Origin of the sequence: Pseudoalteromonas phenolica (assembly GCF_044788725.1) — a bacterium.
Classification (GTDB): domain Bacteria; phylum Pseudomonadota; class Gammaproteobacteria; order Enterobacterales; family Alteromonadaceae; genus Pseudoalteromonas; species Pseudoalteromonas phenolica_C.
In genome coordinates, this window is the sequence record NZ_CP173162.1 from 364,510 (window position 1) to 378,949 (window position 14,440).

Here is a 14,440-nt window from a genome sequence, read left to right on the forward strand (position 1 = left end):
GGAATAAGGCAAGGCAATGCTAAATAAGCGATTTTTCAAGACAAAAGCAGAAGCTGAAATAACTTTTGAGTGTGGGTTTAAAAACGCGGATAAAATTGAACTGGTTGCAGAATTTAATAACTGGCAACCGGTTGAGATGAAATTCGTTAAATCACGTCAAGTATTTAAGAGCAAGTTTAGATTACCAACAAACAAACAATATCAGTTTAGATATTTGATTGATGGCGAAGTTTGGGAAAACGATAATCAAGCTGATGGCTACAAAGCAAATGGGTTTGGTTCAGAAAATAGTTTAGTGTCTACCATAAAGGAAGTTGGTATTCAGAATGAATGCATTTGAACAACTTTGCTATCTATATGGCATAGGTTCTGAGTTCACAAAATATACAGGTGAAACCGTCAAGTTTTGTTCTTCTGTTAGAGAAGCAGCACTTAAAGCTTGTGAAATTGACTTTCACTCAAATGAATCAATAGATGCCCTGAACTATAAGTTAGACGTGAGTCCTTGGCACTCGTTATTACCGAGTATAAGCCTTGTAGAGCAGTTTGATCCTCATCTCACTGTAAAAGTTATTGATAATCAGGCTTGCGGGACTGTTCATTTAGAAGTGCCAGAGATTGATTTAAGTGTTGAATTATCATTTGAAAAAGCCATTTTCACTGGCGATTATATTGATGATGGAACACGTTTCATTGAACTCAAACTTCCTATTCCGAAACACCTTCCAGTGGGATATTTTGCTGCAAAGGTAATAATCGATAAGAAAGTGCGCTCAACAGAGTTATGGGTGACGCCTAAAAAAGCGGTTTCTTTCAATGCGCAAAAACAACTGGGTGTTAGTGTTCAGCTTTATACATTAACTTCACCAGCAAATTATGGCTTTGGTGATTTTTCAGATTTACAGCAACTGATAAACAATAGCGCAAACTCAGGCATAGATTTTATTTTGCTTAATCCGCTACACCTATTGTTTGAAGAGCAACCGCATAGAGCCAGCCCATATAGCCCAAGTCACCGAGGACTAATTAATCCTCTCTATATTTCAATAGCTGAATGCCTTACTAATTCAGCTTTTGCCCAATTGGAAGATGAACATAATTCGGCATTGGCTATCTTAAAAGCTGAAAAACAGGCGCAATATATAGACTACGAACTGATAGCAGAGACAAAATATAAGTTGTTAAAGTCTCTTTATCGCCAATTTAAGCAAAATGCTTGTTTGAAGTCTCAGAGAAATTTTCGTCGTTTTTGCCAAACAAAGAGTAGCTTGTTAAGCGTTTTCGCTGATGACGAACGGGCAAAATTTTGGCAGTGGCTCGCTCATGTACAGTTGAGTCAATGTCAAAAGCTGTGTTTGTCCTTAGGAATGAAAACAGGTTTGATTAATGATTTGGCGGTCGGTTGTGCAAAAGATGGTCTTGAGTTCATAACAAATCAATCAATATTTGCAAAGCAGGCAGAAATAGGTGCACCACCTGATCCTTGGGCTGAAAGTGGTCAGAATTGGGGGTTACCGGTTATTGACCCTAAAAAAATGGCGGATAATAACTTTGCATACTTTAAGCAATTGATTAAAGAGAATATGCAATACTTTGGTGCTTTAAGAATTGACCATGTTATGTCAATTAGGCGCTTATGGTGGTGTTTAACGGTCGATGATGAGCAAAGTGGCTGTTATGTTTATTATCCGTTCGAACATCTTTTAGCTATCTTGAAAATTGAATCACACCTCAATAATACCGGTTTAGTCGGAGAGGATTTGGGGGTAGTGCCACCTGAAGTTACAGAAGCCTTAGCATTAAGTGGTATTTATGGAAATACATTGTTTTATTTCGAAAAAAACCACATGGGCGAGTTTAAACATGGTAATGATTACCGTGAAAATTGCATGTTAATGTTATCGAACCATGACGTGCCCCCGTTTACTTCTTGGTGGCATGCACAGGACGTCGACTTGAAATTAAATCTTTCTCTTTGCACTGAGCTAGAAGCAAGTGAATTAAAATCACAAAGACAAATTGATAAACAATGCGTATTAAATTGGCTCAATAAATCGCATCTTAATTTAGAAAGCGATGTGAACGAATTGTTTAATGAACTAGTTAAAACGCTCATACAAACCCCACCTAAACTATTTAGCTTGAATTTTGATGACTTAGCTAAACAGACTCTGCCTATCAATATGCCTGGCACAAATACGGAATATCAAAATTGGCGGCGCCGCATCCTTACTCCAATTGATGAAGTATTTTCTTCACAGCAGAGTTTACTCAATGATTTAACAGAATTAAGGAAAAGCAATGATTGATTCTTTGGCTCGCAAAGAAACTACCTACGACACACAAATAAAAGCATTACAACAAGGTCAATTTAGTGATCCTTTCTCTTTCTTAGGTTTGCATGCTAATTCAGAACAGCAGTTTGAAATAAGAGCATTCATTGAAGGGGCATGCTCAGTCGAGTTAGTGAGTCTTTCTGGCAATATTAATTTCTCCAACATCAATGATTCGGGTTTATTTGTCCTAACGCTAAAAAATGTTGATTTACCAGAGCCATATAAACTGAGGGCGTTATACCACGATGGCTCAGACCACGTTTTTTACGACCCTTATCAGTTTAAGTCATCTATAAATCAGAATGATATGTATCTTTTTAATGAGGGAACCTTAGAGCATGCATATCGATTATTAGGTGCACATTGTGTTGAACAACAAGGTGTCTCAGGTGTAAGGTTTACAGTGTGGGCACCAAATGCACACTCAGTGTCTGTTATCGGCGAGTTTAATCATTGGCATGCTAATCAGAACTTTATGCGCAAACATCCTGCAAGTGGTATTTGGGAATTATTTTTGCCAGAAATAGAAACGGAGCAGTGTTATAAATATGCGATTACAGATTGCCATGGTAATCGTTTTGAAAAGGCAGATCCTTACGCATTAAAAACACAACAGTCTCCAGGTACTGCATCTGTTATTCAAAAGTCGATCCCTCAAGTCTCCGTTAAACAAAGTAAAGTCCAAAATACCCTGAATAGAGTTGATGCGCCTATCAGTATTTACGAAGTACATCTAGGCTCTTGGAAAAGAAGAGAAAATGAAGGGGCGCGTTATCTTACTTATCGAGAATTGGCAGATGATTTAGTTAACTATGTAAAAGAGCTAGGTTTTACGCATATTCAATTAATGCCTATCAGTGAGTATCCTTTTGATGGCTCTTGGGGCTACCAGCCAGTTGGGTTATTTTCCCCATCGAGTCGATTTGGCTCTGTAGATGACTTTGCATATTTTATTGAGTCATGCAAAAAGGCTGAATTGGGTGTCTTATTGGATTGGGTACCGGGGCACTTTCCGTCTGATCCACATGGTTTGCATTGTTTTGATGGCACGCATTTATATGAGCATGCGGACAAACGACAAGGGTTCCACCCAGATTGGAATACGTATATTTATAACTATAGTCGACCTGAAGTTCAGTCTTATTTACTTTCAAACGCCATCTATTGGTTAGAACAATATCAAATAAATGGCTTACGCGTTGATGCCGTTGCTTCCATGTTGTACTTAGATTACAGCCGTGAAGAAAATGAATGGGTACCAAATCATTTAGGTGGTCGAGAAAACTTTGACGCCATACATCTTTTACAAAAAGTAAATACCCGCAGTTATGCTAATCAAAACGACATCATGATGGTTGCAGAAGAGTCAACAGCTTGGCCTGGTGTGACTAATTCTGTTGAAAATAATGGTTTAGGTTTTGGTTACAAGTGGAATATGGGGTGGATGAATGACACGCTAAATTATATGAAGCGTGATCCAATTCATAGGCAATACCACCACCATGAAATGACCTTTTCGATGGCTTATGCTTATTCGGAAAATTATATTTTGCCACTGAGCCATGACGAAGTGGTACATGGTAAAGGCTCTTTATTATCTAAAATGCCTGGAGATGATTGGCAACAATTCGCTAATCTAAGAGCGTATTATGCATTTATGTATGCGCACCCAGGTAAAAAGTTACTTTTCATGGGCGCTGAGCTCGCACCCAGGGAAGAGTGGAACCACAATGCTGGTTTAGATTGGGATTTACTTAACTCTGAAGCGCATCATGGTGTATTTAAGACAATACAAAAATTAAACCAAGTCTACAAATCAACGCCTGCGTTTTATGAATTGGACCAGCAACCAGACGGATTTAAGTGGATTGACAGTGATAATAGTCAGCAAAGTATTTTCAGCTTTGTTCGTTTTTCAAAATCTCTAAATGAGCATGTCGTCGTAATTTCTCATTTCACTGGTCAAGTTTATCACCAATTCAGAATGGGGGTGCCAGCTAAAGGTGTATATCAAGTTGCCCTAAACACGGATGATGAAACGTTTTGGGGTAGTGGTGTTAATGCAGTTGCACACAGCCAGCAGCTTATCGAGACTCAAGATATCGCCAGTCATGGTTTCGAGCAAAGCATTCAAATAACCATTCCGCCTTTATCTACACTTTATTTACAGTTTGTGACGGGGTAAGAATGCTGATTACTGGTAAAGGCAATAGCTCACCCTTGGGTGCATCACTCGAAGAACATTCAGTGAATTTTGCACTATATGCTCCACAAGCTTCACATGTTTCACTCTGTTTATTTGATGACAGTGGTTACGCTGAAACAGACCGTTTGGCTATGCATTTACACGAAGGGGGCGTCTGGTCAGTCAGTGTTGAAGGTTTACATGAAGGTTGTATTTATGGCTTCCGGGTTTCTGGTAATTATGATTTGAGTTCAGGTCAGTTACATAATGAACATAAATTATTGCTAGACCCCTACGCAAAAGACCTTCACGGTCATTTCTATTGGAGCGAAAGGCACTTTTGTCATTTACCAGTCGGGCATTTCAATGATGCAGATAATGCCTTTGATATGACTAAGTCTAAATTAACTTTACTTGAAAAATATCAAGGAGAAAGGGCGAATGTTCCATGGGGTGAGACTGTTATTTATGAATGTCATGTAAAAGGTGCGACGAAATTAAATAACAAAATCCCCGAAGCGCTGAGAGGTAAATTTCTTGGCCTTGCACATGAACACTTCATTCGTCATTTAAAGTCTATGGGGATTAATGCAATCGAGTTATTACCTGTTCATAGCTTTATTAGTGAACAGTTTTTAACAGCCAAAGGCTTACAGAATTATTGGGGCTACAATACGCTTAACTTTTTTACCCCACATAAAGAATACCTTGTTGATGGAAACATTGATGAATTTCAGCAAATGGTTGGACTACTTCATAAAGCCGGTATAGAAGTTATCATTGATGTTGTCTTTAATCATACCGCTGAAGCTGGGCTTGAAGGGCCAACGCTGTCATTTAAGGGGCTCAATAATTCTGGTTATTATCGATTGTTAGCTGACAACTGTGACTACATTAACGATACAGGGTGTGGCAACACAGTCAATATAGATGACCCATACACGCTAAAACTCATACTTGATAGCCTAAGATATTGGGTTGAATATTACGGGGTTGATGGTTTTAGGTTTGATCTCGCCAGTATTCTCGGTAGAGGCAGAAAAGGGTTTAATAAAGGTCACGCCTTCTTTCAAGCAATCCATCAAGACCCGATTTTAAGTCAATGTAAACTCATCGCTGAGCCTTGGGATATCGGCCCTGGAGGCTATCAGCTCGGTGCATTTCCTGCTCCTTGGCGTGAGTGGAACGATAAATACAGAGATACTGTTCGTCAGTTCTGGCAAGCCAAGCAACATGTTCTTCCTGAATTGGCAAAACGGATCCATGGCTCCAATGACTTATTTGAACACAACTTGCGAGGTCCGTTAAATTCAATCAATTTCATCACCAGCCATGACGGTTTTACACTCAATGATTGGGTGAGCTATGAACATAAAAACAATCTTGCAAATGGTGAAAATAACCAAGATGGTCACAATGACAACCACAGTTTTAATTGTGGTATTGAGGGGGAAACCCAAGATGTTGAGGTTAATGCTCTCAGAATGAAACAGCAAAAGAATGCACTTATCACACTATTTATGTCTTGTGGTGTGCCAATGATCGCCGCAGGTACAGAGCTTTGCCATTCTCAAAAAGGTAATAACAACGCCTATTGCCAAGATAACGACATAAGTTGGTTAAATTGGGAAGAGCAAAACAGCCACGATTTGAGAAACTTCATTGCTAGACTTGTAGAGATAAGGAATTGTTTTGCTATTTTCAAGCATCCTTTTTTTGTACATCAAGAAGACAGCGACTTTTCTGTGCACTGGTTTGATGAACAATCTCAGCCAATGGATACCGTTAAATGGCATGACCCAACTTCGCAATTTTTAATGTGTCGCTTGGATGATAACAACAATAAAGTCTCACTGTTGTTACTCTTAAATGCAGGAGAGGCAGTAGTCAATGTCAGTCTCCCTAAGGTTACTGAAAAGTGGCATTTACAAATCACCTCTGAGCCCACGGTTAAAATAAATCAAATAGATCAAGTTTTAGATATTTCAGCGCAATCAAGCTGGGTTTTTTCTACTAATTTTGAAGGAAATGATAATGAGTCATAAAAATTCAAATGGACAAGTGCCTGATACAGCCAAGGTTGACACCTTGTTAGCTGATGTCAGTGAAGATCTAAATCGACATTTTTACTATACCTTAGGGCGAGATAAAAATGTCGAATCAAGGCTCTATTTATATCATGCACTCGCATTAACTATTCGAGATAGGCTGGTCGCTAAATGTAGAAAAACCAATGAGCATAGAAACAAGCAGCCTACTAGAAAAGCGGCATACATTTCACTTGAGTTTTTAATGGGCCGAGCGCTTGGTAACGCTATTTTGAATCTTGATTTAGAACAAGATGTAAAAACAGCGCTTGAGCAATATAGTGCAGAATTGGAGTGTGTAAGTAGTGCAGAGCATGATGCAGGTCTTGGTAATGGTGGCTTAGGTCGACTTGCAGCGTGTTTTTTAGATAGTTGTGCCAGTCTAGCGCTTCCAGTTGTTGGGTATGGTATTCGTTATGAATATGGCATGTTCAATCAATCTATTGAAAACGGTTATCAAGTCGAGCATCCAGACAACTGGTTACGTGAGGGACACCCTTGGGAGCTGAGTGCGCCAGAACAGTCAAAGCGAGTTAAGTTCTTTGGTCATGTTGAGTCATATGTCGATAAGCATGGAAGAACACATAGAGCGTGGGTGAATACCCAGGATGTTCTTGCTGTGCCTTATGATGTGCCAATTCCTGGCTATAAAAATGACATAGTAAATACATTGAGGCTTTGGAAAGCAGAAGCAACAGATGAATTCAATTTAAGAGAATTTAATGAAGGTAGCTATTCTGATGCTGTTGCGCAAAAAAACTTAGCAGAGCAAATTTCGATGGTGCTCTACCCCAATGACAGTAGCGAAAACGGTAAAGAGTTAAGGCTTCGACAACAGTACTTTTTAACCAGTTCTAGTTTACAAGACATTCTTGATGATTGGGTGGTCGAGCATGGTGAAAACTTTGATGATTTTGCAAAATTTCATGTATTTCAGTTAAACGATACACATCCAAGCATTGCTGTCGCAGAGCTTATGCGTTTGCTGATTGACGATTATGAAATCGAGTGGGATAAAGCGTGGGAAATCACCACAAGTACCATGGCATACACGAATCATACTTTGTTACCTGAAGCATTAGAGCGTTGGTCAGTTCCTTTATTTGAAAGGCTTTTACCTCGCTTACTAGAAATTATTTATGAAATTAATGCTCGTTTCTTAGCGCAGGTTGCCATTCATTGGCCAGGCGATGTTGAAAAACAAAGAGAGCTTTCTTTAATTGAAGAAGGGGATGTACCACAAATTCGTATGGCGTATTTGGCAATCGTCGGAAGTTTCTCCGTTAATGGTGTTGCCGCGCTACATACTGAGTTGTTGAAAAGCGGTTTATTCAACACTTTCTACCAGCTTTGGCCAGAGAAATTTAATAACAAAACCAATGGGGTAACCCCTCGAAGGTGGCTTGCGCATTGCAATCCAGAGCTTAAATCATTAATCAGTGACTATATCGGCAATGAGTGGATTGCTGATTTCAGTAAGATTAAAGACTTGCGTCGCTACTATGATGATAAGCAGTTTCAAACTAAATGGTTTGAAGTTAAGAAAGCGAACAAAGATAAGCTTGTAGCTTTGGTTAAATCACAATGTGGTGTTGAGTTTGATTCAACTATGATGTTTGACGTGCAAGTAAAACGTATTCACGAATATAAACGTCAATTATTGAACATTCTTCATGTCATTCATTTGTACATTCAGATTTGTAAGGGTGAAACAGAAAACCTGACACCGCGATGTGTTTTGATTGGTGGTAAAGCTGCACCCGGGTATTACATGGCGAAGCAAATCATTAAATTGATCAATAATGTTGCTGAAGTCATTAATAAAGATGAAAGGGCTAAACCTTACTTAAGAGTCGCATTTCTTCCTAACTACAATGTTACTGCTATGGAGACTATTTGTCCGGCGACCGATTTATCAGAGCAGATCTCAACCGCAGGCAAAGAGGCATCGGGCACAGGCAACATGAAGTTTATGATGAATGGTGCCATTACAATCGGGACACTCGATGGTGCCAACATCGAAATCTTAGAAAATGTTGGTGCAGATAATTTCTTTTTATTTGGTGCAAAAGCAGAAGAAACAAGCGCTATCAGGGCGCAGTATGACCCTCAGAAAATTATTCGTAACAGTGAAAATTTAAGCGCAGTGTTTAAGTTGCTTGAAAGCGGCCACTTTAATTTATTCGAACCTAACATCTTCGACGACATTATCAATGCGGTTAAATGCCCAAGTGACCCTTGGTTAACCGCGTATGACTTTGACAGTTATTGTCAGGCTCAAAGTAATGCAGCCAAAGCGTATCAAGATAAAGTTCATTGGACTCAAATGAGTATTCTCAATACTGCGGCCAGTGGCAAATTTTCAAGTGACAGAACTATTTCACAATATAGTGAAGAGATCTGGCAAATAACGCCGGATACAGCACAGATTACAGACAAGGAACAAATGGAGAAGCAACATGCCTAGTTATGAAAATCGTTATATTAGTAATTTAACCAGAGAGACCTATGCCCTGATTTTGGCTGGTGGCCGAGGCTCTCGCTTACATGAGTTAACTAACTGGCGTGCAAAGCCTGCTGTATACTTTGGCGGTAAACATAGGATCATCGATTTTCCGCTTTCAAATTGTATAAATTCAGGGATCAGACGTGTCGGTATTGCCACACAGTATAAGTCTCACTCACTAATTCGCCACGTTAATCGAGCATGGGGACACTTTAAAAAGGAACTGGGTGAATCTGTTGAGATCTTACCGGCATCTCAGCGTTATGGTGATGAATGGTATTGTGGAACAGCGGATGCGGTTTTCCAAAATATGGACATTATTCGTCATGAATTACCCAAATATGTCATGATCTTATCAGGCGATCATGTCTATCGTATGGACTATGGCGCTTTGCTCGCAAAGCACGTTGAAACGGGAGCAGATATGACAGTATGTTGTATTGAAGTCCCTTGTGAAGAAGCCGCTAACACGTTTGGTGTGATGACGGTTGATGACAATAACCGAGTCAGACGTTTTGACGAAAAGCCAGCTGAACCTTCTTCTATTCCAGGAAAAGAAGGGACTTGTCTAGCATCAATGGGCAACTATGTTTTCAATACTGAATTCCTATTTGAGCAGTTAAAAAATGACGCAGAACGAGAGGGGTCTGGCCGCGATTTTGGTCACGATATTATTCCTGCCATCATCGAAGAGCATAACGTGTTTGCATTCCCTTTCAGAGAGCCAACACAAAAAGGTCAAGCTTACTGGCGTGATGTGGGCACAATCGACTCATTCTGGGAAGCAAATATGGAGCTCGTTTCTCCTGAACCTCAATTAGATCTATACGACCCAAGTTGGCCAATTTGGACTTATCAAGAACAGCTTCCTCCAGCAAAATTTATTTTTGATGACGATGAAAGACGTGGCATGGCGGTAGATTCAACGGTTTCAGGTGGTTGTATTATATCTGGCTCTGTTGTGCGTAAATCATTACTGTTTTCAAATGTCCATGTTCATTCTTATTGTACTATTGAAGGTTCAGTGATCCTGCCCGGCGTTAAAATTGGCAGAAATTGTAAAGTCAGAAATGCCATCATCGACCGTAGCTGTGAACTGCCAGAAGGTATAGTGATAGGTTATGATTCTAAAGTAGACGAAGAAAATGGCTTTAGAGTGTCTAAAAAAGGTATTGTATTGGTGACGAGAGATATGCTGGCTGCGTATAATCAGCGCCAACAAGTAAATGAAGAAAAACAAGAGCTTTCAGTAGTTTAAAAGGCAAAGTATGCATATTTTAATGGTCGGTGCAGAAAATGATCGACTGCCAAATTGTAAGGTTGGGGGGGTTGCGGATGTTATCCGTGACATCCCTTACGCTTTAACTGAACATGGTTTAACGGTATCTGTTGTAGTACCAGATTATGGTCAAGAGCAATTAACTCGACATTTTATCGCAGACATAGCAGTGCCTTTTAGGCAACATTTAGAGACAGCGAGTTTGTGGTTAGTTGAATCAAGTGAGGGTGTAAATCAATATGTAATTTCACATTCTTTGTTTTCAGACAATGGTGGAAAGATATATTGTGATGATGGTGCAAACAGGCCGTTTGCCTCAGATGCAACGAAATTTGCTTTTTTCAGTGCTGCAGTTTGCGAAATCATAGAGCATAGGGTTATGGATAATTTAGATGTTGTTCACTTACATGATTGGCATGCTGCGGGTGTGTCTGTGCTTGCGAGGTTTAGTCCACGCTTTGTGTATTTGAAAACATTGAAACTTGTATACACGGTACACAATTTAGCTCTTCAAGGCATAAGACCTTTTAATCATGATGAATCAAGCTTAGAAGCCTGGTTTCCAACCTTAAATTATGATGGTCATCAAATTTGCGATCATAAATATCCACACTGTTACAACCCGATGCGTAGTGGTCTTAACTTGTGTGATGTGATCCACGTTGTTTCACCTACCTACAGTTTGGAGGTTCAAGAGACAAGTAGACCTGATGAAGGTTTTTTTGGTGGTGAAGGTTTAGAACATGATATGCGTTTGGCTGCGACTCAGGGGAGACTGTTTGGTATTCTGAATGGGTGTAATTACGGCTCAGAAGCTAGTCAAAGACTCTCGTATAGTGAATATCTAACTGAAGCGGAAAAGTGCATATTCAAATGGATGTCCAAGTCTCACCTTATTGAAACTAAGCACTATATTGCTCATCAAAGAGTGTCTAAATGGAAAGCTCTTGAAGAAAAAACAATTGTTTCTAGTGTGGGCCGTATAACGGATCAAAAAGTGCTATTACTAATGCAAAAATCACCAAATGGTATTGTTTTGGATGACTTAGCTTTAGTCGCTGATAAATTTGATAGCAATATCGTTATCCTGGGTAGTGGTGATCCATATATTGAATCGCAATTCATGCAGGTCATGGCTCGAAGAGATAATGTTTTATTTTTAAATGGCTATGATCAAAAGCTTGGAGATACATTATATCCATTGGGGAAGCTATTCTTAATGCCGAGTTCATTTGAGCCTTGCGGCATAAGTCAAATGCTTGCTATGCGGGATGGACAGCCATGTTTAGTGCACGGTGTAGGTGGCTTAAAAGATACGGTTACGCACAACGAAACGGGCTTTGTATTTAATGGTGAGTCATTAGCTGAACAAGTTGAACAATTAACGGATTCATTTGAAAACGCTTTGTCTTTGCTTGCTTCTAATAAGGAAGTGTTCTCAAATATTTCAATGAATGCAAAAGCTAAACGGTTTGAGTGGTCGGGTTTAGCTAAACAGTATATTTCTAAATTGTATAAATAAACTTCAATAATACGGCTGGGGCACAAAATTGGATCTACTTCAGCCGTAATCCTTCCTATAATTTGCTATAATTTTAGATTAAAGACTTTGTTTTTAGTGATTTAGTGTGGTTTTTTTGCTGGGCTATAGTGCTATTATATTAAGTGTTTGTACTTGAAAGATTGTATTTGGGAAAAGGAGCTTATGCTTGAAAGTTTTTGTTGCAAGACAAGCTATTTTTAATAGGAAAATGCAAGTTGTAGCGTATGAACTTCTTTTTAGAGATGGTTCTAGTAACAGTTTTCCCAACATTGCAGAAGATAAAGCAACTGCAAAGCTAATACTTGATAATCAATTGAATCTTGGCACGCGGTATCTTACGTCTGGTAAGAAAGCCTTAATCAATATCGGTCCAGAGTCTTTAAAACAAGAGCTTGCAACTTTTCTTCCTGCAAATGACGTTATTTTAGAATTACTCGAAACAATTCAGCCTACTAAAGATAATTACGAGCTTGTTCGACGTTTATTTCATCAAAATTATAAATTAGCGTTAGACGACTTTGTATATGAAGATGCATGGCAGCCTTTCTTGAAACTAGTACGTTTAATAAAGTTTGACGTTATGCAAAACCCTTTGCATACCATAGTACCGCTAGTTGAAGAGCTAAAACAGAAAAAGAACATTAAGCTGTTAGCAGAAAAAATTGAAACAGAGGAAGAGTTCGAAATAGCAAAAAAAATGGGCTTTCATTTCTTCCAAGGCTATTTTTTTGCAAAACCTCGGGTGATAGAAGAAACAGATATAGAATTTAATTACACCATAGTCATGCTCATCTATACTGAAGTACTTAAGCCTAATTTGAATATTACCAAAATAGCTCAGTTATTTTCGCAAGATACAGCGCTTGCGTATAAATTGCTGCGATTAATAAACTCGGGTGTATTCCCGATAAAAAGTAAGATTGAGTCCATCAAACAAGCCTTGGTTTATTTGGGATACGAACGTACTAAAAAGTTTGTAGGCTTGATCATGACGGCACATGTTGCCAAGGGTAAACCAACAGAGTTAACCAGGATGAGCATTGTACGCGCTCGATTTTGTGAACTTATAGGCAATAAGGTTCAACCAAACTCAGGCTCATCTTGTTTTTTAGTGGGACTTTTTTCATTACTTGATGCCATTTTAGATAGACCCATGGAAAAGGTTGTTGATAAGTTGCCCTTTCCTGAGGAGCTCCAAAATGCGTTATTGGGCGAAGCGAATTTCCATTACTATGTACTTAATATAGTCAAAGCTTATGAATCTGGTAGCTGGTGGAAATTACAAAAAGCGTGTCAATATTTAAATATCAGTGATGAATGCTTACCCGAGTTCCATGCATCAGCGATTTTATGGGCTGATATGTATAAAGATAAGGCCTTTTAGACATATGGTTAATCACAACTAAATGCAGTTTATAATTAGAGTTATCTTATTATTGTTCGTTTCCATGACATTTAATGTTATGGCTAAACAAACGGTGCTTTTTGTAAACCCTTCAGTAGTCGACGATCCATTTTGGAGTAAAGTCCAAACTATTAGTCAAAATGCGGCAAAGCAATTAGGTTTTGACTTACAAGTTATCTATGGAGAAGGAAATAGGCATATTCAAATTCAAGAGCTAAAAAAATACCTTGAATATCAAAGTAAACCTGATTACGCCATTTTGATACTTTACCCCGGTGCAGCAGAAGAAACGTTAGAAATACTAGAACAACATCAAGTGTCCTCAATTACCTTGGAAGAAACAATTTCTGGTGATGAAAAAAAAGTTATCTCTGAACCAGGGCAGAAATTTAAGTTTTGGCTTGGTGAGGTTTACCACGATAATTATCAAGCTGGATATGAATTGGCCAAAACTTTACACCAGCTCAGTGATAAAAATTTAAAATCAAAAGCCGTAATTATCAATGGTCATTATGGTTCCGAATCAGATATGAGGGCAAAAGGCGCAGTTGATTTTTTCGGATCCCATAATGTAGATGTTGCCCAAGAGGTTCATGCGTCTTGGTCTGAATCTCTTTCGACTGAGCAGACATTAAAACTGCTTAAAAGACATAAAGATATTAATATTGTTTGGGCTGCATCAGATCTTATGGCCATTGGGGCAATGAAAGCATGCAAACAAGCTTGCGCTGAAAGTCAGAATATCACATTTGGAGGGTTTGACTGGTTATCGGTCGGCCTTGAAAAAATAGCCTCAGGTGAAATACAAGCAAGTGTCGGAGGGCATTTTATGATGGGTGCATGGGCGCTTGTTAGTTTGTTCGATCATCACAACAAACATCCTTATTGGGCTGAGCACAAAGAGTTAGTGATACCCATGGGTATTATTACGAAAGACAATGTGCACAATTATCAGTGGATGAAAAGTAATCCTAATTGGGGGCAAATTGACTATAAATCTAAAAGTCTGTACCTAAATAAACAATCAGAATATCAACTCCACTTAATTCCTAAGGTTTGGCAGAAAAATTAGAGAAAATTAAATACTAATCCTTTAAAA

9 protein-coding genes are annotated in these 14,440 nt (G+C 38.8%); all 9 read left to right on the forward strand.

Features of this window, described 5'->3' with window-relative positions; translation table 11 throughout:
• Positions 1 to 16: 16 nt before the first annotated feature.
• The 9 genes from ACH784_RS19245 to ACH784_RS19285 all read left to right on the forward strand — a co-directional run bounded on the left by ACH784_RS19245 (position 17) and on the right by ACH784_RS19285 (position 14,413).
• On the forward strand, positions 17 to 340 hold the full coding sequence (locus ACH784_RS19245) for an isoamylase early set domain-containing protein (RefSeq protein WP_404396749.1): 324 nt from the start codon (positions 17 to 19) through the stop codon (positions 338 to 340).
• The gene (gene malQ, locus ACH784_RS19250) at positions 327 to 2,309 is read left to right on the forward strand and encodes a 4-alpha-glucanotransferase (RefSeq protein WP_404396752.1); all 1,983 of its coding nucleotides are present in this window, start codon (positions 327 to 329) and stop codon (positions 2,307 to 2,309) included. The genes ACH784_RS19245 and malQ overlap by 14 nt, the downstream gene beginning before the upstream one ends.
• Positions 2,302 to 4,521 (forward strand): 1,4-alpha-glucan branching protein GlgB, encoded by a 2,220-nt coding sequence (gene glgB / locus ACH784_RS19255; protein WP_404396754.1) that lies wholly within the window; start codon positions 2,302 to 2,304, stop codon positions 4,519 to 4,521. Before malQ ends, glgB begins: the two co-directional genes overlap by 8 nt.
• A gap of 2 nt (positions 4,522 to 4,523) precedes the next feature.
• Positions 4,524 to 6,566, forward strand: a complete 2,043-nt coding sequence (gene glgX / locus ACH784_RS19260; RefSeq protein WP_404396757.1) for a glycogen debranching protein GlgX — start codon at positions 4,524 to 4,526, stop codon at positions 6,564 to 6,566.
• Positions 6,556 to 9,075, forward strand: coding sequence for a glycogen/starch/alpha-glucan phosphorylase (locus ACH784_RS19265; protein ID WP_404396760.1), 2,520 nt, complete (start codon positions 6,556 to 6,558; stop codon positions 9,073 to 9,075). The genes glgX and ACH784_RS19265 overlap by 11 nt, the downstream gene beginning before the upstream one ends.
• The gene (glgC, locus tag ACH784_RS19270; protein WP_404396763.1) at positions 9,068 to 10,372 is read left to right on the forward strand and encodes a glucose-1-phosphate adenylyltransferase; all 1,305 of its coding nucleotides are present in this window, start codon (positions 9,068 to 9,070) and stop codon (positions 10,370 to 10,372) included. Before ACH784_RS19265 ends, glgC begins: the two co-directional genes overlap by 8 nt.
• Positions 10,373 to 10,382: 10 nt before the next feature.
• Positions 10,383 to 11,915 carry a glycogen synthase gene (locus ACH784_RS19275; protein WP_404396766.1) on the forward strand — a complete coding sequence of 511 codons (1,533 nt, stop codon included), beginning with the start codon at positions 10,383 to 10,385 and terminating at the stop codon, positions 11,913 to 11,915.
• A 187-nt stretch (positions 11,916 to 12,102) separates the two neighbouring features.
• Positions 12,103 to 13,320 (forward strand): EAL and HDOD domain-containing protein, encoded by a 1,218-nt coding sequence (locus ACH784_RS19280; RefSeq protein ID WP_404396769.1) that lies wholly within the window; start codon positions 12,103 to 12,105, stop codon positions 13,318 to 13,320.
• Between the two features lie 22 nt (positions 13,321 to 13,342).
• Positions 13,343 to 14,413, forward strand: coding sequence for an ABC transporter substrate-binding protein (locus ACH784_RS19285; protein WP_404396771.1), 1,071 nt, complete (start codon positions 13,343 to 13,345; stop codon positions 14,411 to 14,413).
• Positions 14,414 to 14,440 lie beyond the last annotated feature (27 nt).